This is a genomic window from Sphingobacterium thermophilum (genome assembly GCF_039541675.1).
Lineage (GTDB): Bacteria > Bacteroidota > Bacteroidia > Sphingobacteriales > Sphingobacteriaceae > Sphingobacterium > Sphingobacterium thermophilum.
In genome coordinates, this window is the sequence record NZ_BAABGR010000006.1 from 20,681 (window position 1) to 45,546 (window position 24,866).

At 42.2% G+C, this 24,866-nt stretch carries 17 protein-coding genes; 13 read left to right on the plus strand and 4 right to left on the minus strand.

Annotated elements, in window-relative coordinates; translation table 11 throughout:
• Window positions 1-106: 106 nt before the first annotated feature.
• From ABD873_RS02180 to ABD873_RS02200, 5 genes are all read left to right on the plus strand, one after another.
• Window positions 107-1,165, plus strand: coding sequence for an efflux RND transporter periplasmic adaptor subunit (locus tag ABD873_RS02180; RefSeq protein ID WP_345064041.1), 1,059 nt, complete (start codon window positions 107-109; stop codon window positions 1,163-1,165).
• 13 nt (window positions 1,166-1,178) lie between these two features.
• Window positions 1,179-4,256 carry an efflux RND transporter permease subunit gene (locus ABD873_RS02185; RefSeq protein WP_345064044.1) on the plus strand — a complete coding sequence of 1,026 codons (3,078 nt, stop codon included), beginning with the start codon at window positions 1,179-1,181 and terminating at the stop codon, window positions 4,254-4,256.
• Window position 4,257: 1 nt separating this feature from the next.
• The gene (locus tag ABD873_RS02190) at window positions 4,258-5,568 is read left to right on the plus strand and encodes a TolC family protein (protein WP_345064047.1); all 1,311 of its coding nucleotides are present in this window, start codon (window positions 4,258-4,260) and stop codon (window positions 5,566-5,568) included.
• A 206-nt stretch (window positions 5,569-5,774) separates the two neighbouring features.
• Window positions 5,775-7,196 carry a Gfo/Idh/MocA family protein gene (locus ABD873_RS02195; protein WP_345064050.1) on the plus strand — a complete coding sequence of 474 codons (1,422 nt, stop codon included), beginning with the start codon at window positions 5,775-5,777 and terminating at the stop codon, window positions 7,194-7,196.
• 78 nt (window positions 7,197-7,274) lie between these two features.
• Window positions 7,275-8,333 (plus strand): formylglycine-generating enzyme family protein, encoded by a 1,059-nt coding sequence (locus ABD873_RS02200; RefSeq protein ID WP_345064053.1) that lies wholly within the window; start codon window positions 7,275-7,277, stop codon window positions 8,331-8,333.
• Window positions 8,334-8,420: 87 nt separating this feature from the next.
• On the opposite strand, the gene carB is transcribed toward ABD873_RS02200, so the two are convergent.
• Together carB and ABD873_RS02210 are read right to left on the minus strand one after the other, a co-directional pair.
• The gene (carB, locus tag ABD873_RS02205) at window positions 8,421-11,240 is read right to left on the minus strand and encodes a carbamoyl-phosphate synthase large subunit (protein ID WP_345064055.1); all 2,820 of its coding nucleotides are present in this window, start codon (window positions 11,238-11,240) and stop codon (window positions 8,421-8,423) included.
• A 214-nt stretch (window positions 11,241-11,454) separates the two neighbouring features.
• A complete protein-coding gene (locus ABD873_RS02210; RefSeq protein ID WP_345064058.1) occupies window positions 11,455-13,623 on the minus strand; it encodes a S9 family peptidase in 2,169 nt (722 codons plus the stop codon).
• A 122-nt stretch (window positions 13,624-13,745) separates the two neighbouring features.
• On the opposite strand from ABD873_RS02210, the gene folB reads away from it, so the two are divergent.
• The 6 genes from folB to ABD873_RS02240 all read left to right on the plus strand — a co-directional run bounded on the left by folB (window position 13,746) and on the right by ABD873_RS02240 (window position 19,866).
• The gene (gene folB / locus ABD873_RS02215) at window positions 13,746-14,111 is read left to right on the plus strand and encodes a dihydroneopterin aldolase (RefSeq protein WP_039053408.1); all 366 of its coding nucleotides are present in this window, start codon (window positions 13,746-13,748) and stop codon (window positions 14,109-14,111) included.
• A gap of 155 nt (window positions 14,112-14,266) precedes the next feature.
• On the plus strand, window positions 14,267-14,710 hold the full coding sequence (locus tag ABD873_RS02220; protein WP_039053409.1) for an Hsp20/alpha crystallin family protein: 444 nt from the start codon (window positions 14,267-14,269) through the stop codon (window positions 14,708-14,710).
• A gap of 158 nt (window positions 14,711-14,868) precedes the next feature.
• Window positions 14,869-15,858, plus strand: coding sequence for a DNA topoisomerase IB (locus tag ABD873_RS02225; RefSeq protein WP_345064063.1), 990 nt, complete (start codon window positions 14,869-14,871; stop codon window positions 15,856-15,858).
• 12 nt (window positions 15,859-15,870) lie between these two features.
• Window positions 15,871-16,653 (plus strand): non-homologous end joining protein Ku, encoded by a 783-nt coding sequence (gene ku, locus ABD873_RS02230; protein ID WP_345064066.1) that lies wholly within the window; start codon window positions 15,871-15,873, stop codon window positions 16,651-16,653.
• 17 nt (window positions 16,654-16,670) lie between these two features.
• Window positions 16,671-19,211, plus strand: coding sequence for a DNA ligase D (gene ligD, locus ABD873_RS02235; protein WP_345064069.1), 2,541 nt, complete (start codon window positions 16,671-16,673; stop codon window positions 19,209-19,211).
• Window positions 19,212-19,215: 4 nt separating this feature from the next.
• Entirely contained in the window at window positions 19,216-19,866 is a 651-nt protein-coding gene (locus ABD873_RS02240) for a DUF421 domain-containing protein (protein ID WP_039053411.1), read from the plus strand.
• A gap of 36 nt (window positions 19,867-19,902) precedes the next feature.
• Here the strand turns inward: ABD873_RS02240 and ABD873_RS02245 are convergent, their stop codons facing one another.
• Window positions 19,903-22,065, minus strand: a complete 2,163-nt coding sequence (locus ABD873_RS02245; protein ID WP_345064074.1) for a DUF4954 family protein — start codon at window positions 22,063-22,065, stop codon at window positions 19,903-19,905.
• 2 nt (window positions 22,066-22,067) lie between these two features.
• Window positions 22,068-23,909 carry a glutamine--fructose-6-phosphate transaminase (isomerizing) gene (gene glmS / locus ABD873_RS02250; protein ID WP_345064077.1) on the minus strand — a complete coding sequence of 614 codons (1,842 nt, stop codon included), beginning with the start codon at window positions 23,907-23,909 and terminating at the stop codon, window positions 22,068-22,070.
• A 251-nt stretch (window positions 23,910-24,160) separates the two neighbouring features.
• On the opposite strand from glmS, the gene rplU reads away from it, so the two are divergent.
• Window positions 24,161-24,472 carry a 50S ribosomal protein L21 gene (gene rplU, locus ABD873_RS02255; protein ID WP_039053412.1) on the plus strand — a complete coding sequence of 104 codons (312 nt, stop codon included), beginning with the start codon at window positions 24,161-24,163 and terminating at the stop codon, window positions 24,470-24,472.
• Between the two features lie 44 nt (window positions 24,473-24,516).
• Window positions 24,517-24,780, plus strand: coding sequence for a 50S ribosomal protein L27 (gene rpmA, locus ABD873_RS02260; RefSeq protein WP_345064082.1), 264 nt, complete (start codon window positions 24,517-24,519; stop codon window positions 24,778-24,780).
• The last annotated feature ends 86 nt before the right edge of the window (window positions 24,781-24,866 follow it).

Here is a 24,866-nt window from a genome sequence, read left to right on the forward strand (position 1 = left end):
CGTATTATAAATGACGTCTAAACTGTTTTATATCCAGATTTTTACAAGAGGTTTGTTTTATTAATACTATCTTCGGATATACCAAGATTCATTCTACAAAATACTTATGAGTAAAAAGTCTATTTTCATTTTAGTAATTGGTTTAGCTATTGTTTTAGGATTAGTTGCTTATCGTCTAATGGTTAACTCTGTGAAGGAAAAGCAGGGGGGCGGCAATGCTCGAGGTGGAGGAGTAAGCAGGGTGCAGGGAAAGGTTCTTGTAGGACAACCTTTTTCGGATTATTTGACTTTGACAGGTTCGATAGAGGCCAATGAGGTGGTAGAGCTTCATGCCGAAGTGTCGGGCATCGTAGAGGTGTTGAGTTTTTCTGAGGGCAGTGAGGTCAGCCAAGGTCAGATGTTGATTAAGATCAACGACTCGGAATTGCAGGCACAGCTAGCGCAGGCGCGTACTAAGGCACAGCTTGCAGGAGAAAATGCCAGACGTGCCAAATTATTGTTAGAGAAGGAAGCTATAAGCCAAGAGGAATACGATATTGCCAGTGCTGACTATCGTTCGGCCGAGTCACAGATTCAACTGATAAAGGCGCAAATCGACAAGACGGTCGTTCGGGCTCCTTTTTCGGGTAGAATAGGCCTTCGTAACATTTCTAAAGGAAGTTATATCACGCCATCTACTGTTATTGCTAAGCTTGCCAACACGTCACAGTTGAAGTTGTCTTTTTCCGTTCCGGAGAAATATGCTCATATGGTTAAAATCGGAGGTAGGGTGAACTTTACTACGCAAGGCGATGAACAGCAATATGAAGCTTCTATATATGCTGTGGAGCCTGTGATCGAAGCCAACACAAGAACATTGCTTGTCCGAGCACTTTGTTCTACAAATACTTCACTGATACCGGGGGCTTTTGCTAATGTAACTTTCCCATTGGAGACCGTTGAGAAAGGTCTTCTAGTACCTGCCGAAGCCTTAATACCTATACAGAATGGTAAGAAGGTATTTGTGCTGAAAGATGGCAAAGCCAAAGAAGTGGTGGTAGAGACAGGTGGAAGATCGGAGTCAGACGTTTTGGTTACCAAAGGCCTTGCTGAAGGAGATACAGTACTTACTTCGGGTGTAATGGCGCTTCGAGATGGTTCTGCGGTAAATGTGGTATTAAAGTAATTGCGTTGGTATTATGAGTCTATCTACACTTAGTATAAAACGACCGGTTCTGACGATTGTCATGAACCTCATGTTGATATTGTTTGGGATTATAGGTTATACCTTTCTTGGGGTTCGGGAGTTTCCTTCCATAGACCCTGCACAGATTTCGGTGCGTACCAGCTATGCGGGAGCCAATCCTGATATTATTGAGTCTCAGATTACAGAGCCACTGGAGAAGGCTATCAATTCCATCGATGGTATCCGTAACATTTCATCTACCAGTTCACAGGGATCTAGTAATATCAATATAGAATTTAATCTTGACAAAAATCTTGAAGAGGCAGCAAATGATGTAAGGGATAAGGTTTCGCAGGCCATGCGTAGCCTACCACAGGATATAGATGCTGCGCCGGTAGTGTCCAAAGCGGATGCCGATTCCGAACCTATTATTGTGATGACCTTACAAAGCTCCACGCATAATGTGTTGGAGCTGTCGGATTATGCCGAAAACGTGGTGTCACAACGCCTTCAAACCATTCCGGGGGTAAGTTCAGTGCAGATCTGGGGGCAGCGTAAGTATGCTATGCGTCTGTGGATAGACCCTAACAAACTTTCTTCCTATGGTCTGACGGTACGTGATGTGATGACAGCGCTAAACACGCAAAACGTGGAACTTCCGTCCGGAAAACTGACGGGAACAAACACAGAACTTACCGTAAAAACTATAGGTAATCTCTCCTCTGAAGAGGAATTCAATAATATTATTATTCGTGCTGACCAGACGAAGATCGTGCGCTTACGTGACGTGGGAAGTGCCGCATTGGAAGCGGAAAATTTCGAGACCAAAATGTCAGACTCCGGATATCCTATGGTTAGTTTGGCTGTCATCCCACAACCTGGGACCAACTATCTTGAAATTGCAGGGAAGTTTTACGAAGAGTTTGACCGGCTGAAGGTAGACTTGCCAGAAGGATATATCATGGATGTAGCTATCGACAATACGCAGTTCGTAAAAAAGGCGGTGATGGAGGTGGTAGAAACTTTGGTCATATCTGTAGTGCTGGTGGTGTTGATTATCTATATTTTCTTCCGTAACTGGTCTATCGCTTTCCGCCCTTTGATTGATATTCCCGTATCGCTGATTGCAACTTTCTTTATTATGTATCTGTGTGGCTTCTCCATCAATGTATTGACATTGTTGGCAATAGTGTTGGCAACGGGGTTGGTGGTAGATGATGGTATTGTGGTCACGGAAAATATATTCAAAAAGGTGGAGGAAGGTATGTCACCTATCCAAGCGGCAATCAAAGGGTCGAATGAAATTTTCTTTGCTGTAATATCCATCTCCATTACGCTTGCGGCGGTATTCTTACCCGTAATCTTCTTGGAAGGGTTTGTAGGTCGTCTTTTTCGCGAGTTTGGGGTAGTAATAGGGGCGGCGGTGCTGATTTCAGCGTTTGTATCACTGACATTGACGCCTATGCTGAATGCATATCTGATGAAAGGCGGCGAGCAGAAGAAAAGTAAATTTTATGAAAAGACAGAAAAGTTTTTTGTGGCAATGAACACCGAATATGCAGGGTCGTTGAAAGCTTTCCTTAAAAATAAATGGGTAAGCTTTGTGATTCTGGTAGTATGTTTCGGGTTGATATACTTGTTTTATCAAATATTGCCTAAAGAGACTGCACCGTATGACGACAGAAGCTATTTGAGTGTGCGTGTTACGGCACCGGAGGGTGTTTCATACGACTATATGGATCGATTTATGACAGATCTGACTATGCTTATCAACGACTCTGTTCCGGAGAAGAAAGTAAGTTTGGTCATCACCTCGCCGGGCTTTGGTTCCGCCTCCTTGAATAGTGGTTTCGTACGTCTTGGCTTGGTAAGCCCTAATGAGCGTGAACGAACACAACAGGAAATTGCGGATGACCTTTCACGGTTGACACGAAGATTTACGGATGCCAGAGTTTCTGTGTCTCAACAACCTACTATTGCCGTAAACCGAAGAGGCGGCTTACCGATACAATACATCATCCAGGCCCCTAACTTCCAAGCTTTGGAAGAAAAAATCCCTGAGTTTATGGAAGAGCTTGGTAAAGATCCTACCTTCTCCATTACGGATGTGAACTTGAAGTTCAACAAGCCGGAAATCTATGTGACCATAGACAGGGAGAAGGCACAGGCTTTAGGTGTTTCGGTACTGGATGTGGCGCAGACCTTACAAATGTCTTTGTCAGGCCAACGATTCGGTTATTTCATGATGAATGGAAAGCAGTATCAGGTGATGGGACAATTTGATCGCAAAGACCGTTCTAAACCTGCAGACTTAGCTTCTATCTATGTGAAAAACAATAGAGGGGAACTTATTCAGTTAAGTAATATCGTGGAAATGGAAGAGCGAAGCAGTCCTCCACAACTGTTCCACAACAACAGATATATGTCGGCAACGGTTTCAGCGGGATTAGCTCCTGGAAAAACTATCGGGGACGGTATCGATGCTATGGAAAGGATACGCCAAAAGGTACTTGACGAACGGTTCACCACAGACCTTGGTGGCGAGTCCCGCGATTTCAAGGAGAGTGGTTCTAATACGATGTTTGCCTTTGGTCTTGCCGTATTATTAATCTTTCTGATTTTGGCTGCGCAGTTTGAAAGTTTTATAGATCCTATAGTCATCATCATAACGGTGCCGTTGGCCGTGGCAGGAGCAATGTTCTCGCTTTGGCTGTTTGGCCAGACATGGAATATTTTCAGTCAGATCGGTACGATCATGCTGATAGGTCTGGTGACAAAAAACGGTATTCTTATCGTAGAGTTCGCTAATCAGCTGCGTGAACAGGGACTGGATAAGTATAATGCGGTGGTACAAGCAGCAGAATCACGTCTAAGACCTATTCTGATGACTTCTTTGGCTATTGCTTTCGGTGCATTGCCTATTGCCCTGTCGTTGGGGGCTGCCTCCACTAGTAGAATAGGTATGGGGGTAGTGATTGTGGGAGGAACGATTTTCTCTTTAGTGTTGACTTTATTTGTTATTCCTGCGTTTTATTTGATGATGTCTCGTCCGCGTAAGCATCGTCCGGAATTTGATAATATAGAAGAGTAATATGAGAGTATTTGCATGGATTGTAGGTATTATAGGATTGTCGGTTAATGTTGTAGCACAAGAGCTGCTGACCGTAAGGGATGCTGTGGCGATTGCTTTAGAAAATAATTACGACATTAAATTATATGAAAATAGTCTCCAGGTAGCAAAGGAAAATGTTACCAGAGGCAATGCAGGGATGCTACCTACGATAACGGGTAACTTCTCGCAGAGTAATAGTGTACAGAATTCTAATCAAACCCAGATTACAGGGGAGGTTAGATCCTTAGATAATGCGAAGAACAACAGCATGACATATGGCATCAATGTGGGATGGACTATTTTCGATGGGTTGGGTATGTTTTCACGTTATGAAACGTTGAAAGAGGTGCAGAAACAAGGTGAGCTAGAACTTAAGAGAGCTGTTATCCAACGTGTGTCGGATGTAATAACAACCTATTACACGATTGTAGAGCAGCAAAACTTGCTTGACGCTTTGGATTCCAGCATTGTCATTTCACGTGAAAGGCTACGTACCGCGGAGAACAGATTCTCTATAGGGAAGGCTTCAAGGCTGGAAGTTTTAAATGTTCAGGTAAATCTAAATACCGACGAATCTGCCCGTATCAAGCAGGCTACCTTGGTAAGAAACCTTAAGATAGAGCTCAATAACTTGTTGGCGCGTGATCTGCAGACAGATTTTTCAGTGGTAAAAGATGTGAGCATTAATAACGATCTTAAATTGGGGGATATCTTGGAGCAGGCTAAGGTTACTAATCCTGACCTGTTGTTACTTAGTGTCAACCGTCGCATTGCCGAGCTGGAGGAGAAGACCGTGAAAGCCAATCGTTATCCTGTAGTTCGTCTAAATGGTGGGTACAACTTTTCGGAGTCTGAATCTAGCCTAGGCTTCGTGGCCCAATCCAGATCGCGCGGCTTGACCTATGGCATCACAGCTTCTATAAACATCTTCGACGGCTATAACCAAAGACGTAATGAACGTATTGCCCGTCTGAACATTGAGAATGTAGAGCTACAGAATGCACAGCGTCAGATACAGATTGAATCGCAGATTTCGCAAGCTTTCAATACCTATCGCACCAATCTGGAGCTAGCCCAGATTGAGGAGAAAAACGAGCAGATAGCCCGTCAGAATTTGAATATCACCTTGGAGAAGTATAAGATAGGAACATTGAGTGCCGTAGAGTTTAGAGATGCACAGGAAAACTTTATTAATGCCGTGGCACGTTATAATGCTGCCAAACTACAGGCTAAGCTAGCCGAAACAGTATTGATGGAGCTTATCGGAAAAATTGACCTTCTTGAAAATTAAAAAGGTGTTTTTTACCTAAAATATAAGGCAAATTGAGCAAACGTTTGCGTTTATGGATTATTTTTTTATTTGAGGAATATCAACTATACTTGTTCAAGACAAGCGCGATAGTGCCAAAAGCATTCATTGGACTGTTTAGTTTATTTATATATTAAGTGATTTCTGTGGGGACGTAATGTCCCCTTTAAAATTGAAACCTAAATTTTATGAGCACATCAAGAAGAGATTTCCTGAAGAAAGCATCTATACTTTCTGCTACCGCTGTCAGCCTGCCTGCACTGCATGTTAAGGCTTCGGAAGAACCTCGATTCAATATGTCGGGATATGCAGCTCCTAAGATCGACAAGGTGCGAGTAGCTTTTGTCGGATTGGGAAATAGAGGAACAGGTGCTGTAGATAGATTCACCTATATCGAAGGTGCTGAAATTGTCGCTGTTTGTGATAAACATCGCGACAGAGCTGAAAAACACCAGAAGATGGTGGTAGACAGAGGCCTTAAAAAACCGGCAGCGTTCTCGGGGGCAGAAGGATGGAAAGAGATGTTGAAGTCAGTAAAAATTGAATTATTATACATCTGTACGCCGTGGGATTACCATACCGAGATGTGTGTCGAAGGTATGCTTGCAGGAGCGCATGTGGCCTGTGAGGTGCCTATAGGCTTGACTATAGAAGATTGTTGGAAGGTCGTTAAAGTGTCTGAAGAGACAAGAAAGCACTGTATGATGCTTGAAAACTGCTGCTACGACTTCTTCGAACTACAAACCTTGAATATGGCCAGAGCGGGCGTATTCGGTGAGCTCGTACATGCTGAAGGGGCGTACATTCACGACCTGTTAGACTTGAATTTCAGTAAAACATATTACGACGACTTCTGGCGTCTGAAAGAGAATATCCGTTTCAACGGTAACTTGTATCCTACACATGGTATAGGTCCTGTAGCCCAATGTCTAAACGTTAACAGAGGTGACGTGATGACTTCTTTGGTTGCTATGCAGTCTAACGACTTCCAGATGGGAGAGGAGGCCAAACGTCTAGCGAAGGAGGACCCTGAAACTTACGGTCAATTTGTGGGAGCACAGTTCCGTGGAAATATCAATACTACGCTTATCCGTACACAACGTGGTAAGACCATCATGATTCAACACGACGTTACTTCTCCACGTCCTTATTCACGTATCCATAAGTTGAGCGGTACCAAAGGCTTCTGTGAGAAATATCCTAAAATTGGTATAAGCTTAAAATCCTACCAAAACGGACACAATTTCCTTCCAGAGGCTGAATTGAATAAATTACGTGAGCAATATACTCCGGAAATTGTTAAATTTATCGGCGAGCAAGCGAAGAAGGTAGGAGGACACGGTGGTATGGACTTCATGATGGACTGGCGTCTGATAGACTGCTTGAGAAATGGTCTTCCTTTGGATCAGGATGTGTATGATGCTGCCGCATGGAGCGCTATCGTTCCTTTGAGTATGGAATCCGTGAAGAAAGGAAAAGTAGTAGAGTTTCCTGATTTCACTAGAGGGGCGTGGATTACCAATAAGCCGCTAGAGCTTACGTTGAAAGGTGGAGGTAATACCAAAATTAGATCTATTAGCGGTAAGAGTGATAAGCAGTTGAATGTGTAAATATTGGTAGATGTTTTAATATTATTTTCAACGAGGCTCCAAGAAAAACTTCTTGGAGCCTTTTAACTGTAAATAACCATGAAAAAACTATACTTCCTTTTCGTGGCACTATGGGCTGTAAGCTGTCAACAAACAGCAGAAAAGAAATCTAGAAGTGAAGAGCAAGGCCTGAGTTGTGCAGAAGCCGGCATGTATACCTCACGCTCTCAGATATATTATAAACCTCAGAAGGGAGATAAGGACACGGCGCGTATGGTGCTCGTGAAAGGAGGAACGGTTATCATGGGATCGGTAAATTTTCCAGATGCCCAGCCATTAAGGGAAGTGGAGGTTAGTTCCTTTTATATGGATGAGCATGAGGTTACTAACGCTCAGTTTCAAAAGTTTGTGGAAGAAACCAATTATGTGACTGTTGCCGAACGACCTTTGAATCCAAAAGATTTTCCCGGCGCAGATCCCGATTTACTGCATGCTGGTTCTGCAGTCTTTGTAGGAAGCCAAGAGACGAAGGACCTTTCAAACCCTTATTCTTGGTGGAAATATGTGCCAGGAGCCAACTGGAGACATCCGGAAGGACCCGGTAGTGATATCAGGGGTAGGGAGAATCATCCTGTAGTGCATATCGCTTATGAGGATGCGGAGGCTTACGCGAAATGGGCAGGCAAACGTCTTCCCACAGAAGCAGAGTGGGAGTATGCTGCAAAAGCCAACTGTAATCAACATGAAATCTATTATTGGGGAGATGAAATAACCCCACAAGGCAAATGGATGGCCAACATATACCAAGGAGAGTTTCCCAAGCACAATACCGGAGAAGATGGATATAAAGGTACAGCTCCGGTGAAATCCTATGTTCCTAACCCTTTTGGACTCTACGATATGGTGGGAAATGTATGGGAATGGTGTTCAGATTTTTATCTTCCTTACTACAGTAAAGAGGATCGTAAAGATCCTAAAGGCCCGGACCATTCGCACGATCCTTTGGAGCCAGGATTAATAAAGCGGGTGCAGCGCGGAGGGTCTTTCTTATGTTACGATAAGTATTGTGAACGCTATAAAGCAGGCGCACGAGGTAAGGCTGAAGTGAATAGCCCAACCAATCATGTGGGATTCCGCTGTGTAAAAGATCTTCCGTAACTTCAAACAAAATGTGAAACCTACAAAATAATAAAGCCCTCACCAGTGATGAGGGCTTATATTTTATTGTAAGCTTATGTATTGACCTTATTGTGCGTTCAAAAACATGGATTTTTGTGCTACCAATTCTCTGAAGTATGGATCCTGAAGATCTTTGATAAAGCGGATTGCTTCACCTGTAGACTTCATTTCCGGTCCTAACTTTTTATCTACTTCAGGGAATTTAGAGAATGAGAACACCGGCTCTTTGATAGCCCATCCAGTGAGCTTACGTTCGATTTTGAAATCTTTAAGCTTGTTGGCTCCCAACATCACTTTTGTTGCGATATTGATATAAGGAACATCGTAAGCCTTAGCGATGAAAGGAACGGTACGTGAAGCACGAGGGTTAGCCTCGATTACATAAACGTTTTCACCTTTTACGGCAAACTGAATATTCAAAAGACCTCTTACGTTAAGAGCTTTGGCCAACTTAACTGTATATTCTTCCATTTTCTTAATTACAGTCTCTGACAGGCTGTATGGAGGAAGTACTGCCGATGAATCTCCTGAGTGGATACCTGCAGGTTCGATGTGTTCCATCATACCGATGATATGTACGTCTTCTCCGTCACAGATAGAATCCGACTCAGCTTCTTCTGCACGGTCTAAGAAATGGTCAATCAGGATATGGTTGCCCGGAAGAGCGTTCAACAGCTTCACCACGGCATTTTCCAAATCTTCATCGTTGATAACTATGCTCATGCCCTGACCACCCAACACGTATGAAGGACGTACCAGTACAGGATAACCCACTTCGTTGGCTACTTTGATTGCTTCTTCTGCAGTGGTAGCTACACCGTATTTAGGATAAGGAATATCCAATTCTTTCAATAGGTCTGAGAAGCGGCCACGGTCTTCTGCTAAGTCCATATCTTTGAAAGAAGTACCGATAATCTTCACTCCTAATTTTTCTAGGCGCTCAGCCATCTTGAGTGCTGTCTGTCCACCAAGCTGTACGATAACACCTTCCGGTTTTTCTAGCTCGATGATTTCACGTACGTGCTCCCAGAATACAGGCTCGAAGTATAGTTTGTCCGCCATGTTGAAGTCTGTAGACACCGTCTCAGGGTTACAGTTGATCATGATAGCCTCATAACCACACTCTTTAGCTGCCAACAGACCGTGAACACATGAATAGTCAAATTCTATACCTTGTCCGATACGGTTAGGACCAGAACCCAATACGATGATTTTCTTTTTATCTGAAACGATAGACTCGTTTTCGTCTTCGAAAGTAGAGTAGTAGTATGGTGTATGTGCAGGGAACTCGGCAGCACATGTGTCTACCATTTTGTAAACACGGTTGATTCCTAATTCTTTACGACGTGCATATACATCGTCTTCTGTCACATTGCCTAATATCCAAGCGATTTGTTGATCTGAATAACCTTTTTGTTTCAAAGTCATGAAGAAGTCGCGAGGGATATTTGACAACTGGTAGCGACGAAGTTCCTGCTCCAAGTGTACCAACTCTTGAATCTGTACTAAGAACCACTTGTCTATGCGTGTAGCTTTACGCACCGACTCCAAAGGCACACCCAGTTCAAAAGCATCTTTGATATGGAATACACGCTCAGCACTTGGATGTTCTAAGCTATGCATGATTTCTTCCAAGTTGCGAGACTGACGGCCGTCGGCACCTAAGCCCGCGCGCCCGATTTCCAATGATTGAGCTGCTTTTTGAAGAGCTTCGATGAATGTACGACCTATAGCCATCACTTCACCTACAGCTTTCATCTGTAAGCCCAACTCTTTGTTGGCGCCTTTGAACTTATCAAAGTTAAAGCGTGGAACTTTAACGATCACATAGTCTAAGGTAGGTTCGAAGTACGCAGATGTTGTTTTAGTAATTTGGTTTTGAAGTTCATCCAACGTATATCCGATAGCCAATTTAGCAGCAATCTTAGCGATAGGGTAACCTGTAGCTTTGGATGCTAAGGCTGAAGAGCGCGATACACGAGGATTGATTTCTATGGCGATGATTTCTTCTGTTTCAGGGTTTACGGAGAACTGTACGTTACATCCTCCTGCGAAGTTACCTATAGAGCGCATCATCTTGATAGCTTGATTACGCATCTCTTGGTAACATTTGTCGGATAATGTCATGCCTGGCGCCACGGTTATGGAATCTCCTGTGTGGATACCCATAGGATCGAAGTTTTCGATAGTACAGATGATGATGACATTATCGTTTTTGTCACGCAACAACTCCAACTCGAATTCTTTCCATCCCAATACCGCTTGTTCTACCAATACTTCGTGTGTTGGTGAAGCATGCAAACCTCTGTTTAATGCGGCGTCAAACTCTTCTTTGCTGTGTACGAAGCCACCTCCTGTACCTGCTAGCGTGTACGAAGGACGGATAACCAGCGGGAAGCCGATTTCCTGAGCAGCTTCTTTACCTTCTAAGAAAGAGTTGGCAATTTTTGATTTAGCAACACCGACACCGATATCTACCATCAGTTGGCGGAATTCTTCACGGTTTTCCGTTTTTTCGATAGCTGCAACATCAACACCGATTACTTGCACATTGTATTTATCCCAAATACCACGATTTGAAGCTTCGATACATAAGTTCAAAGCGGTCTGTCCTCCCATGGTAGGAAGTACAGCATCGATTTGCTGTTCTTGAAGTACTTGTTCAATACTTTCGCAGGTAAGCGGCAATAAATAAACATTGTCTGCAACGACTTTGTCTGTCATGATTGTTGCAGGGTTCGAGTTGATAATCGAGACCTTGATGCCTTCTTCTTTTAATGATAAGGCTGCTTGAGATCCTGAATAATCAAATTCACATGCTTGTCCGATTACGATTGGACCAGAACCAATAATTAAAACGGAGTTAATGGAGGTGTTTCTAGGCATTATATTATTTAATCAAAATGTTTAAATGTACCATTTGTTGATGTACAAAGCGGAAGAAATGCCTTTTTCTGAAGAGTATTCCGACTGCTTTGTCGGAGTGCAAAGTTATGTATTTTATTTTTAAATTCATCCATAAATGATGAATATTTATTGTAAGAATTCAATAAAGTATGGAACCATAAAAAAGCCTCACCGTAGTGGTAAGGCTTGATATTCATTTTTTCAGATGTAAATCAAAATAGTTGGCGATTTTCTGATACATGTGTACACGGTCTTTGCCGCGGACGTTGTGTTCGTGTGTAGGGTAGAGAAAGTAATCTACCTGCACCCCTTGCTTGATGCACTGTTCGATAAACTGCATACTGTGCTGTTGTACTACTACCGGGTCTTGAGCGCCATGGATAATCAATAGGTTACCTCTTAATCTATCGGCTTTATTAAGTAGGGATGTTTTCTCATAGCCTTCTGGATTTTCTTGTGGAGTATCCATGTAGCGTTCGCCATACATGACTTCGTAGTATTTCCAATCCATTACAGGACCTCCTGCTACACCGGCCTTGAATGTTTCATTGTGTTTGGTCATCATGGAGGTGGCCATGAAGCCTCCGTAGCTCCATCCGAAGATTCCCATTCTGTCTTTGTCTACATAAGGGAGGGACTTTAGGAAGTTTATTCCTACAAGCTGATCTGCCATTTCGTTTTCTCCTAGCTGTCGGTGTGTCACACGTGTAAAGTCACGACCCCGCGCGTCGGAACCTCTATTGTCTAACGTGAAGACGATGTAGCCGTTTTGAGCCATGTAAAGGTCGAAGTACCCTATGCCGCCAAGCCATCGATCTGTAATCATCTGAGCGTGAGAGCCACCATACAGATAAACCATCACTGGATATTTTTTCGACGGGTCAAAATTTGTAGGATAAGTAATCCGTGCGTTGAGTGGTGTCTTGCCATCCGGAGATAATAACTCCTTAAATTCTATCTTCGGTAGGTTTATCTTCCCTTCGAAAGGGTTATGTACTCTAAGCAACTCTTTGCTAGTTCCTTTTTTTGTGTTTATGATCTGAACTATGTTAGGTGTATTTAAGTTGCTGAACTGGTCTACAACGAAGTTGCCGCTAGGGCTTATGGAAGCATTGTGTACACCATGGATTGTCGTCAGCTGCTTTGTCTTACCGGATTTAAGCTCTACCTCGTAGAGGTGTCTTTCAAGTCCTTTGTTGCTGGCGCCAATATAATAGGCTTTGGTGTAGTTGCTGTTAAAACCTTTGAAGTTTGTGACAATAACGTCTTTGTATCCCAGATGGCGGATTAGTTTTCCTTCGGTGTCGTATAGATAAAGTTGGTTGAAACCATCTTTGTCTGTCTGATATAAGAATTGGTTTGGGGTATTGGGTACAAAAATCAAATCGTGTTGCGGCTCCACCCAGGTGTCGGATTTCTCTTCAAACAGTGTTTTTACGAATTCACCCGTCTTAGCGTTGTATTTGTTGAGTTTGAGGTGGTCTTGTCCTCTATTGAGTACGCCTACATAGATGTGTTCACTGTTTGGGTCCCAAGTTACACTAGTAAGATATTGCTCTTTGGGTTCACCTGTCTTTAGGGTGATATGTTTTCTGCTGCTTATGTCAAAAACTACCAGCGACACTTCTTCGGACTTCATTCCCGCCATAGGGTAGCGTATGTATTGGGTGGTGGCTACCCGGCTGTCCCATTGTGGTAGTGGATATTTGGTGACCATGGATTCGTCTTTTCGGTAATATAGTAGCTTTTGGTTGTCAGGGGACCACCACATTCCTTTTTTTATTCCGAACTCTTGTCTGTGTACATAGTCACTACCGTTCACAATTCCGTCAACAGTGTCCTTGGTAACCTCAATCTTTTCGCCGCTTTCGGTGACAATTAGAATGTTGTTGTTTATAGAATAAGCATAGTGCTTTTGCTTTTCTATGTTGGGGATATTGTTCGGATAGGATTTTATGACCGTAGCCTTTTTGTCGGCTATATTGTATTCTACAAGATGTACTCCCTTGTCTGTCGTTAGCTCAAATGCTAAGGTGTTGTCGTCAACCCAATCGTAGCTGAATGGAAACATTCTAAGCTCGAACGTGTCTTGCGGGAGTGCATGACGTAGAGCGTTAGTGAGGTCTGTGATGTTGGCAATTTCTTTTTCTGTCCAATTGTCTTTGGCTTGACGGGCTATAAGTTTTTGGTAGGAAGCGTCTAAGTGGGTAAGTATGTCATTCTTTTTAGTCCACTGTAAACCATAGAGAGTTGTGGGAGCAAATTTGTTCGGTCCGAAAACCGTTTCTTCTATAGTGAAATTACGTTGTGCATAAACCGAGGTACTGCTGCCTATCAGCAGGAAAAAAAGTAATCTTTTCATGTTCAAAAAAAATGTAATGCTACTAAAATAGTGCTTTTAGTAATAAAATTTTGTAACGATTATGATTTTAAAAGGTGAGAAAGAGCATGCTTACTGCCTGCTAAAATGTGTACCTTTATGGTATGATAACACAGAGAGTATCTTTAAAGGATGTGAGGGTTTATGCGCCTATAGGCTTCTACGAAGAGGAACAAGTAGTAGGAAATGAGTTTGTAGTAAATCTTGAAGTAGTCTTCCCTTTCCGTCAGGCCGATATGGAAAAACTTGAGAATACCATTAATTATGAAGAGTTGTATGCTGTAGTCATGGAGGTGATGAAGCCTAAACGCAAGCTGTTGGAGTCTGCTTTGGAAGACATTCTAAATATTACCTTGGAAAAATATCCGTTTGCGGAGGAAATTTATGTTGCTCTTAAGAAAATAAATCCTCCGTTTGGCGGAGATTTAGCAACCTCAGAAGTAAGTCTGACTTATAAAAAGGATTTATAAGTCACTTGATCGTGCTTAATAAATAAAAAAATGACATTTTGTCTTGTAAAAATTATTTTTTATGACAAAATGTCCTAAAAAATAGGATGGTATGGAACTTGAATAATGCTAAACGAAATTGATTCTGAATTAAAATATAAAAGGAGGATATAAATATGGCATTGATTAAATTTCCAACTAAAGCAGTTAACACTGATGTTGTAAACCCATTCATCAACAGCATTTTCGATAATCTTTTTAATGATTCGTTTATTACGGATAGATTAGTGACCCGCATTCCGGCAGTAAACATTACCGAAACCGAAAGGGAGTTTTTGGTAGAGTTGGCCGCTCCGGGTTTACAAAAATCGGATTTCAAGATAAACGTTGACAAAAATATTATTTCTATCTCTGTTGAGAAGAGTGAAGAACGTACTACTGAAGATAAGTTGTACAGCAAGAAAGAATTCAGCTACAATTCTTTTACCCGTTCGTTCACTTTACCAGAAATCGTAGACCATAACAATATTGAGGCTACCTACGAAAATGGTATATTGAAAGTGAAGATCGGCAAGAAAGAAGAGGCTGTAGTAGCTAAACGATTGATTGAAGTAAAGTAAAATAGTGGATATATAGTTTTGGTTAGTAGCAAAATGCCCTCCTGAGGAGGGCATTTTTGTTTTTTAGGTTGTGATGTTCTTATGTTGTATAGTTTGTGGGAGAACTTTTTCTCTTTTCGATAGTTCTATAAGATAAGGTTTTAGATTATCCAACACTCATGCGCTATTATAGAAAAAAGACGGGTAAAGGATTCACCTATGTGGATTCGGAAGCAAAGAAGGTGGAGGACGACAAACTTCTTGCTTTATTTAAGTCGCTGGTCATCCCACCTGCATGGAAGAGGGTAGAGATTAATGCTTCTCCAAGAGCTAAGGTACGTGCTACGGGCTACGACTCTAAAGGTAGGAAACAATACGTATACAATAGTTCTTTTAGGCAACGTCAGGAACAGAAAAAATTCGATCGTATTCTTCATTTTGCGAGGCAGCTTCCACATATGCGTATGGTTACAGGGCAACATCTTCGCAAGAGAAAGCTCGACAGGAATAAGGTGCTGGCATGTATGGTTCGCCTGTTGGATATAGCCTTCTTCAGGCCGGGCAGTGATGTGTATGCGAGAAACAACAAAAGTTATGGTCTTACTACCTTACGATCCAAACATTTGAAAATTGAAGGGGATAAGCTGCTATTCACGTATGTCGGAAAGTCGGCGCAGCCTCAGGAAAAGCAGGTTGTAGACGCACAGTTGGCTCGGGTAGTGCGTCAGATCGATGAGTTGCCGGGATATGAAATCTTTAAGTTTATCGATGAAGATAGGAAAATACAGGACGTAAAAAGTCAGCACCTTAACGAATATATTCGGGAAGTGATGGGCCCCGAATTTTCGGCCAAAGATTTTAGGACTTGGGCGGGGACGGTTATTGCTGCCATGAGCTTGGATGAGCTGGGAGCTATCGAGGAAGCTGATCAGCGAAAGTTAAGCAAAAATATTAAGCAGGCGGTGGTGGCGGTGAGTGAACGGTTGGGGAATACGCCGGCTATTGCCCGCAAGTCGTACATCGACCCCCGAATCATCGATAATTATACGCAAGGCAGGACTTTATGCTACTTTAAGAAGGAGGTAAACAGACTCTTGAAGAAGAATGACAATCTTTCCGTGGAAGAGCTTGGTGTGCTCTGTCTGCTTAAACGTAGGTTAGAAGATTAGAAAGATATTATTATGAGATCAATATGGAATGGAGCTATAGGCTTCGGGTTGGTAAATATCCCTATAAAGGTGTATTCTGCGACAGAATCGCGGAGCTTGGATCTGGATATGCTGGATAAAAAAGATCTGCGCAATATTCGTTATAAAAGAGTGAACGAGAAAACAGGTAAAGAGGTTGCTTTGGAAAATATTGTAAAAGGCTATAAGGTGGAAGATAAATATGTGGTGTTGGAAGATGAAGACTTTGAGGCTGCTAGTCCGGAAAAATCCAAGATTATTACCATATCGCAGTTTGTCAAAGAAGCGGACATTGATACTGTCTTTTTTGATACGCCTTATTTTTTAGAACCTCAAAAAAATGGCGAAGCTGCCTATAATCTACTGCTGAAAGCCTTACTGAAAACCAAAATGGGTGGTATTGGCTCTTTCGTAATGCATGAGCGTGAAATATTAGGGCTTATTAGGCCTTATGATAATAAGGTGTTGATGCTGAATAGGATGCGGTATCCAGAGGAGTTGAGGGATTATGGAGAACTCGACATACCGACAAGAAAGGCTGCTCCCAAGACGGCAGAGATCAAACTTGCTGAGTCTTTGATTAAATCACTGGCAAAGCCTTTTGACCCGAAAGATTTTAAAGATACGTATAATGCTAAGCTGCTTAAAATCATTAAACAGAAGACCAAAGGCAAGAAAATAAAGGTTGTGCCTATAAAAGATGAGGAAGTGAAGACTTCAGATTTGATGGCAATGTTGAAGGCTAGCCTTGAAAAAGGGGATAAAAATGCGGGTTAATAGAAGGAGAAAAGAGGATGGTGCTGAAAAAATATAATGACAAACGTGATTTCAGAAGCACTTCGGAGCCGCCGGGACGTAAGAGACGGGGAGGAAAGAAATTACATTTTGTGGTGCAACGTCATGCCGCCTCCCGTCTGCATTACGATTTTCGGCTGGAGGTAGATGGTGTGCTCAAGAGTTGGGCTATCCCCAAGGGGCCTTCTCTCAACGCTTCCGACAAGCGCCTAGCAATGATGGTGGAAGACCATCCTCTTGAATATAGGACTTTCGAGGGGACGATACCTCAAGGAAACTATGGGGCTGGAGAAGTAGAAATTTGGGATAAAGGTTATTATGTTCCGCTGACGCAAGGTAAAGGAGAGAATCCCAATAAAGTCATGCGAGAGGAGATTAATAATGGAAGTCTAAAATTTGTTCTGCATGGCGAAAAACTACAAGGTGAATTTGCGTTGGTAAAGATTAAAGATGCCAAGCAAGAGAATGCTTGGCTGCTTATCAAGCATAAGGACGAATTTTCAGTAAAGAAAAAATATTCGGCCGAGGATTATATATCATCAGATTCCAAGGTGACAGCTTATCTGGATAAAAAGAAAAAGGCGCGCCCTTCTAAAAAGGTCGTTCCCATATCTCGGGCTAAAAACTATAAAAAGACCGAGAAGGACAAATTTCCCGAGATTATTAAGCCTATGCTATGCAAAATAGAAGACACGCCTTTTGATAGTAAGGAATGGGCTTTTGAAATCAAATGGGATGGTTATAGAGCTATTGCTGACCTACGAGGAACGAAGGTGAAGCTTTATTCCCGTAACGGAAAGGACTTTACTTCTACGTTTTCCAACATCGCCAATGCATTACAGCTGCAGGTTTATGATATGGTGTTGGATGGGGAGATAATAGCTTATGATGCTCAGGGTAAGCCTAGTTTCCAACGGCTGCAGAATATGGAGGAGGAGAATCAGCAGGCCGTAGTATTTCAAGTGTTTGATCTTTTGTGGTTGAATGGCCATTCTACTATGGAGCTTACCTATCTGCAGCGTAAGGAGTTGCTTAGTGAAGCCCTTCAGCAGCACGAGCTGATACAGTATCACGACTTTGTTCTGGAAAAAGGAAAGAAATTTTTTGAGCAAGCCCGACGTTTGGGGTTGGAAGGTATTATAGCCAAAAGGGTGGATTCCTCGTATACACCCCAAATACGATCTTCAGAGTGGCTGAAAATAAAGGTGGATCAAACGGATGAGGTGCTTATTTGTGGTTTCACAGCTCCTAAAGGATCCAGAAAACATTTTGGCTCGCTCGTTTTAGGGAAGTTTTCTGAAGGACAACTTGTGTTTTGCGGTCATGTGGGAACAGGATTCAAGGATAAAGATTTGGAAATGTTGGCCCGGAAGATGAAACGTTTTATCAGGAAAAAATCTCCTTTTCCAGAGCGTCCCAAAACCAATGGAAAGACAACGTGGCTAACTCCTAAGTTGGTGGCTGAAATAAAATTTACCGAGCTTACCAAAGAGTTGATTTACAGGCATCCTGTGTTTATGCATTTGAGAAAAGATAAGAGAGCGGAAGAGGTGGATTTTAATATGGATAAAATGCTATCAGAGGTAAAACCTTCTTTAAAGATGAAATCCCAAAAGAACTTTTCAGGAGATGATAAGCTGATCCGAATTGGTCGTCATAAGGTTAAGATTACCAACCCGGATAAAGTATATTTTCCTCAGTTAGAAATTACCAAAGGTATGGTGATGGATTACTATCAGCAGATGGCACCTTATATTCTTCCTCATTTGAAAGATAGACCTCAATCTATGAACCGTTTTCCGAACGGTATTGAAGGGCAAAATTTCTATCAAAAAGATGCTGCTGACGAGACGCCTGCCTGGATTGCCACGGAAAGCATCTTCTCCGAAAGTACAGATAAGAATATCGAATATCTTGTCTGCAATGATAAGGCGTCCTTGGCATATCTCAATAATCTAGGGTGTATAGAATTGAACCCTTGGACTAGCAAGATTTCCGATATAGAATGTCCTACATATATGGTGTTGGATTTGGATCCTTCGGAAAACAATAATTTTGATGATGTTATCGAAGTGGCTTTGGTCGTAAAAGAAGTGCTCGATGACGCAAAAGTGAAGGGGTATCCCAAAACGTCTGGAAGTAGTGGTATGCATATTTACGTGCCTATGGGCAACAAATATCCTTTTGCACAGATCAAGGATTTTGCCCACTTGCTGATGCAGCTGGTGCAGACCAGAATTCCAGAACTTACCACTTTGGAGCGAAGTCTCAAGAAGCGTGACAAGGGAAAAATATATTTGGACTATCTACAGAACAGAAGAGGACAGACCTTGGCAAGTGTTTACAGTCTTCGCCCACGAAAGGAGGGCACCATATCTATGCCGTTAGAATGGTATGAGGTGAAAAAGGGACTTAAACCTACAGATTTTACGATTTTCAATGCTTTGGACAGGGTAAAAGAGAAAGGAGATCTTTTTAAACCAGTGCTGGGCAGGGGCGCAAACATACTGCAAGCCATAAAAAGGTTAGAAAAATTATAAAATTATGGAGCTGTCATTTGTGGGGGAAATACTTTATCGCACAGGCGTGATGTTTTTGGTAATCCTGATAGTGTTACGTTTGTCGGGACGACGCGGGGTGCGTCAGCTTACTTTATTTGAGGTTGCTATAATTTTAGGTATGGGCTCTGCTGCTGGAGATCCCATGTTTCAGAAAGATGTCCCTTTGTTATATGGTGTGATTGTGCTATTCACCATTATATTGTTGTATAAGGTAATAACTTGGATAAGTGCGCGGTGGAAAGGGCTTCATGTTTTGTTGGAAGGTAGGGCTATGGTCATCGTGCGGGATGGAATGTTTGAGTTGAAGCATGAAAAAGATGGCGATTTCTCACAGATGGAGTTTTTTGCTGAGCTTCGAAATCACTCCGTAGAACATCTGGGACAGGTTAAATTGGCTCTTCTGGAGGCGGACGCCACACTCAGCATTCTGTATTTCAAGGATGAAGAAGTGAAATATGGGATGCCCCTTTTTCCGGACAGATATAAAGTTTTGGAATCTGTGCCGAAGGGACAGCCTTGTGCTTGTATGTATTGTGGAAATGTTTTAGAGCACCTGGATAACATACATCAACAGTGTATGCGGTGTAAACGCGCTGAATGGACGGCTGCTATCTGTACAATTCGGCGAGCTTAAATAATAGGCCATCCTTGTTTAAGGATGACCTGCAGCCTATAATTTCTGAAGGATTTTTTCTGCTTTTGCGATATAGTCTTCCAATGTTTTTTTCTCTTTTTGGATGAATGAATTGTCTTTCAGCTTTCCGACCACCTTGTCCATCTCGGCTGTATCCTCGTACACCATCTGCCGAAAAGGGTTTGCATAATCTTTACGACGAGAGTTATATATCTCTTCGAAAATCCATTTTTGTGTATATATACTTTCAGTGATAAGATTTTTTATAAATGCATTATTCCAGAAGGGAATAGGCGTTTCGGTTATTTCTGCCAAGGAAGCCAAGGCATGCATGCGTTTTTCTTTGAGGTAATTTTTGCTCCATTTATGATACTCCTGATGTATGCTGTTCCAATCTTGAAGTGTTCCATTCTTGATGTTTTGCAAGAGTGAGTGAAGGTCTTCCTTAGGAACGAGCTGTCCTCCGATGTTTTCGAATTGTTTTCTTTCCGCAGACTGATGATGAACAATCTCTTGAAGGTCAATTCTATTTTCGGGCAAATGGAAAAGGAGGTCTACCAGCTGCTGTGTGCCATAGTGACGTATCAGCCGTTTAAAAAGATTATAACCCTCTTTCGGTTTTAAAAGCACCACTTTTCTTTTAGAACATTCCACATTTTGCATATATACATCCTGAAGGATCTGTTGTTTTTCGTCTTTCAGAAGATTTTGGGCATTGTGGAGGTTGTCCAAAGATAGACTTTGCATGACCGCTTCTTCGACGATGTTTAAGGAATCGAACATTTCATTGATGGTATCGGGCGCTAGAATGTCGTATTCTATGTATTGATTTTTAATGGTTCGCTTATCACGAGCGATAAATTTATGGTTGTTACGCATGATGGCGTACATATTGTACAAAAACCAATAGGCTGGCACGATAATGAGACGGTCATTCTTCACGTCGTTGCTGATCAGCGAGAAAGGAATTTTTATGTTAAGTTCGTGAAGGAAGTCTCCTTTGACAATGAGGGTGTAGGAGGCAAAATAGGAGTTGTGTTTCAGGCTTACACATAGTCCTGGCCAGAAGCCGCGTCGGGCTATGATCTCCCCGTCCGCAGCACGGGAGTTGTGGTTGGATCCTATTGTTGCTCCTGCGGCCATGTTGCTTTGTCCCATGACCAAGGCGGCACAGAGGAAGGAATTGTTGTGATGTTGCTCATGGGCAGGAAAAAGTAGGGAGTTGAGTACTTCACAGCAGGAAATGGTGGAGTTATCTCCCAAGAAGGAGTTTATCAGACGGGCACCGTACTTTAGTTGGGAGAAGGAGGAGAGGATAAATCTTACGGCCTTCACACCATAAAATATCCTACAGCCATAGCCGATTATGCCGTTTACGATTTCACAGCCTTCACCTATTTGAGTGTAAGCCTCACGGGTGGAGTGGATGGTTACATTTTTAAGTTTATTTACTCCCTTGATGTAAGTATGGTCGCCAATGATTACATCTTTGATCATGTTGGAGTTTTTAATGACGGCATTGTTTCCGATTTCGCTGAAGAAGCCTCCTTCTTTGGAGAAAGGATTTTCTGTGATTTCCACAAGCTTATTCTGTAAGATGTCGTCATGGCGATAGCGGGTCCAAAGGAAGGCATCGGCAGCCTGCATACCTGTAAATGGGAGGATGGCGCGACCCCCATTTTCGTTACATAGCTCTATCCATATTCGTTTGTCTTCATCTTCCCCTTGTTTGAGTATGCCATTACCAAACTTAGCGTTGTAGCTGGTTTCCATTTCATTGATGTTGGAAAGGATGACATTGTCACCCGTGATGAAGTTGGCCATATATCGCACATGGTGTATAGCATTGTTGTCGCCCACGATGCTGTTGATAAGGCAGCTGTGATAAATACCACAGGGCAGCTGAAGATCTCTGTAGTCCAGATAATGAGGGGGGATATCCCCAATCTTTACAACGCCATAGAAAGAGGAGTTCTTTATCTGTTCGGGGTTAAATATATCGCTAACCCATATGTTGTTCCAATCCGCCGCGTGGTTGTTATTTTTTAAGAGAATTGCAATTTCGCCGTCTGTTAGGGGGCGATATCTTTTTTCCAATTTAGAGTAGTTTGCCGGTAGGTGAAGCTGCTTTCTTGAAGTTAGTTCCACGTTCCAGCTTTTTCCTAATTCTGCCAGAGGTCTTTGTATAACGTTGCTCATACTTATTCTACTGTTACGGATTTAGCCAAATTTCTAGGTTTATCTACATCTATGCCGCGTCCTGTTCCTACATAGTAGGAGAGCAGCTGTAGCGGTATCACAGCAAGGATAGGGGAGATTAGCTCATGTGTTTCCGGGATAGTAATGCTGTCGTCAGCCAGGCCGAGGGCGAGTTGGTCGTTTTGGGAAACTACGGCTATCAGCTTCCCTCTGCGAGCCTTTATTTCCTGCATATTACTGATGATTTTTTCGTGAACTCTATCTTTTGTAGCAATGAATACGACGGGAAGATTTTCGTCTACGAGAGCTATAGGGCCGTGTTTCATCTCCGCGGCAGGATAGCCTTCCGCATGTATATAGCTTATTTCTTTCAACTTTAAGGCTCCTTCAAGGGCTATAGGGAAGTTATACCCTCTTCCGAGATAGAGGAAGCTGCCTGCGTTTTTGTACTTTTCGGCAATCTGTTTAATACTATCTTTTGACTCTGTGAGGATAGATTCTACTTTGCTTGGCAGATCGTTCATTTCTTTGAAGAGCTGTTTTTGCAATTCGGGAGAGATGGTGTTGCGGTATTCAGCCAGTTTCAGCGCAAAGGAAAGAAGTACGGTAAGCTGGGTGATGAAAGCTTTGGTGCTTGCTACGCCAATTTCATGCCCGGCATGGGTGTATATGCCGGCGTCAGTAATACGTGCTATGGAAGAACCTACAACATTGACAATACCGAAGATGGTGGCTCCTTGGGCTTTGGCTTTTTCTAAGGCTACCAAGGTATCTGCCGTTTCGCCACTTTGGGAAATAGCTATGATAACATCTTCGGGTGTTATTATAGGGTTGCGGTATCTGAATTCGGAAGCGTATTCAACCTCTACATTTACGCGTGCCAACTCTTCTATCCAGTATTCGGCCAAAAGTCCGGCGTGCCAGCTGGTTCCGCATGCTACAATGATTATCCTGCGAGCCTGCAGCAGCTTATCTTTAATTTTTTCGAGACCACTAAGACGCAAGGTAAGCTCGATAGGATCAAGTCTTCCTCGTAGGGAGTCGGTAATAGCCTGCGGCTGCTCATATATTTCTTTGATCATGAAGTGGTCGTATCCACCTTTTTCTATGGCTGCCAGCTCGAGGTCTAATTTCTGAATGTAAGGCGTGACGGTCTCATTTCCCAGATTTTTCAGGATAAGCTGTTCCGGGGTGATGATGGCAAGCTCATAGTCATTGATATATACTACTTCTTTGGTGTATTCAAGCATAGGGGAGGCGTCGGAGCCGAGGAAATGTTCGTTCTTGCCTATTCCGATAACCAGAGGGCTGCCCTTACGAGCAGCGAAGAGTGTGTCACTGTGGTCTTTGGATAGGAGAAGTATGACATAGGTTCCTACCACTCTTTTGAGTGCAATACGTATAGCTTCTTCTACAGGACATTGGTTGTTCAGGTAAATATCTTCGATGAAGTTTACAAGCACTTCCGTGTCGGTATCGCTGTTGAACTTATAGCCTTTTTGTAAGAGTTCTTCCTTGATGGAAGCATAGTTTTCTATGATGCCGTTGTGAACAAGCACAAACTTTCCTGTCGCAGAAACGTGAGGATGAGCATTATTGTCGGAGGGTATACCGTGAGTTGCCCAGCGTGTATGGCCTATTCCCAAGGAGGTTGAGGTGTCATATCCATGAAAGGCGGCTTCTAAGCTTGCCACTTTACCTGCTTTTTTAATGGTGAGAAAGTCGTTTCCTTTATGAAGGGCGATACCTGCGCTATCATATCCGCGGTATTCCAATCTTTTTAAACCATTGATTAGATACGTATAAGCGTCCTTATTGCCGATATATCCTACTATACCACACATAAATTTATAATTTTAGTTAATAGGTCAAATAAAATGTTATGTTATTTATTGGTGTTAAAGTTAAATTGATTTGCTCTTATTAAAAAAGAAATCTTAATATTAATTTTTTGTTCTCTTTATGTTGGGAAGGTGGAATGTGATAGTAGTCATTCCTTGAAGGAGAAAATGATTTTGAAATAGTCTTGTATAAATAAAAAGAATACACTATCTTTGCATCTCATTAAAAGATTATACAAATTAATTAACAAACAATGTACGCAATAGTAAGTATAGCAGGACAGCAATTTAAGGTTGCAAAAGACCAACATCTTTTTGTACACCGTTTACAAGGAGATGAAGGCGCTAGTATTGAATTTGACGAAGTATTATTAGCTGAAGATGGCGGCAAATTTAAAATCGGTGCTCCTACAATCGAAGGTGCAAAAGTTACCGCTAAGATTGTGTCGCATCTAAAAGGTGATAAAGTGATCGTTTTCAAGAAAAAACGTCGTAAAGGTTATAAAAAGAAAAACGGACACCGTCAATTGTTCACTAAAATCCAGATTACTGGTATCACTTTATAATTGGAGTTGTTAATCTGACTAAAGTCATAAATTAAGATAAAGAAATGGCACATAAGAAAGGTGCAGGTAGTTCTAAGAACGGCCGTGAGTCACACAGCAAAAGATTAGGTATCAAAATTTTTGGTGGTCAAAAAGCTATTGCTGGAAACATTATTGTACGTCAACGTGGTACAGTACATTATCCAGATGCTAACGTAGGTATGGGTAAAGACCACACATTGTTCGCTTTAGTAGATGGTACTGTAGTTTTCCGTAAAAAAGCTAACAACAGATCTTACGTTTCAGTTATCCCAGCTGAGAACAACTAAGATTTAACCTACAAAAAGATTGAGCCGCTAAGATCTCTTAGCGGCTTTTGTTTTTAGAAGGATATTATTTTAATAATACCTTCCTA

What these genes read in the sequence shown, in the direction of transcription:
- rplU (WP_039053412.1), top strand. Translation starts at nt 24,161, where the DNA reads ATGTACGCAATAGTAAGTATAGCAGGACAGCAATTTAAGGTTGCAAAA.
- carB (WP_345064055.1), bottom strand. Translation starts at nt 11,240, where the DNA reads ATGCCTAGAAACACCTCCATTAACTCCGTTTTAATTATTGGTTCTGGT.
- ABD873_RS02190 (WP_345064047.1), top strand. Translation starts at nt 4,258, where the DNA reads ATGAGAGTATTTGCATGGATTGTAGGTATTATAGGATTGTCGGTTAAT.
- ABD873_RS02240 (WP_039053411.1), top strand. Translation starts at nt 19,216, where the DNA reads ATGGAGCTGTCATTTGTGGGGGAAATACTTTATCGCACAGGCGTGATG.
- ku (WP_345064066.1), top strand. Translation starts at nt 15,871, where the DNA reads ATGAGATCAATATGGAATGGAGCTATAGGCTTCGGGTTGGTAAATATC.
- ABD873_RS02210 (WP_345064058.1), bottom strand. Translation starts at nt 13,623, where the DNA reads ATGAAAAGATTACTTTTTTTCCTGCTGATAGGCAGCAGTACCTCGGTT.
- ABD873_RS02185 (WP_345064044.1), top strand. Translation starts at nt 1,179, where the DNA reads ATGAGTCTATCTACACTTAGTATAAAACGACCGGTTCTGACGATTGTC.
- ABD873_RS02195 (WP_345064050.1), top strand. Translation starts at nt 5,775, where the DNA reads ATGAGCACATCAAGAAGAGATTTCCTGAAGAAAGCATCTATACTTTCT.
- ABD873_RS02200 (WP_345064053.1), top strand. Translation starts at nt 7,275, where the DNA reads ATGAAAAAACTATACTTCCTTTTCGTGGCACTATGGGCTGTAAGCTGT.
- folB (WP_039053408.1), top strand. Translation starts at nt 13,746, where the DNA reads ATGATAACACAGAGAGTATCTTTAAAGGATGTGAGGGTTTATGCGCCT.
- ABD873_RS02245 (WP_345064074.1), bottom strand. Translation starts at nt 22,065, where the DNA reads ATGAGCAACGTTATACAAAGACCTCTGGCAGAATTAGGAAAAAGCTGG.
- rpmA (WP_345064082.1), top strand. Translation starts at nt 24,517, where the DNA reads ATGGCACATAAGAAAGGTGCAGGTAGTTCTAAGAACGGCCGTGAGTCA.
- ligD (WP_345064069.1), top strand. Translation starts at nt 16,671, where the DNA reads ATGGTGCTGAAAAAATATAATGACAAACGTGATTTCAGAAGCACTTCG.
- glmS (WP_345064077.1), bottom strand. Translation starts at nt 23,909, where the DNA reads ATGTGTGGTATAGTAGGATATATCGGCAATAAGGACGCTTATACGTAT.
- ABD873_RS02220 (WP_039053409.1), top strand. Translation starts at nt 14,267, where the DNA reads ATGGCATTGATTAAATTTCCAACTAAAGCAGTTAACACTGATGTTGTA.
- ABD873_RS02225 (WP_345064063.1), top strand. Translation starts at nt 14,869, where the DNA reads ATGCGCTATTATAGAAAAAAGACGGGTAAAGGATTCACCTATGTGGAT.
- ABD873_RS02180 (WP_345064041.1), top strand. Translation starts at nt 107, where the DNA reads ATGAGTAAAAAGTCTATTTTCATTTTAGTAATTGGTTTAGCTATTGTT.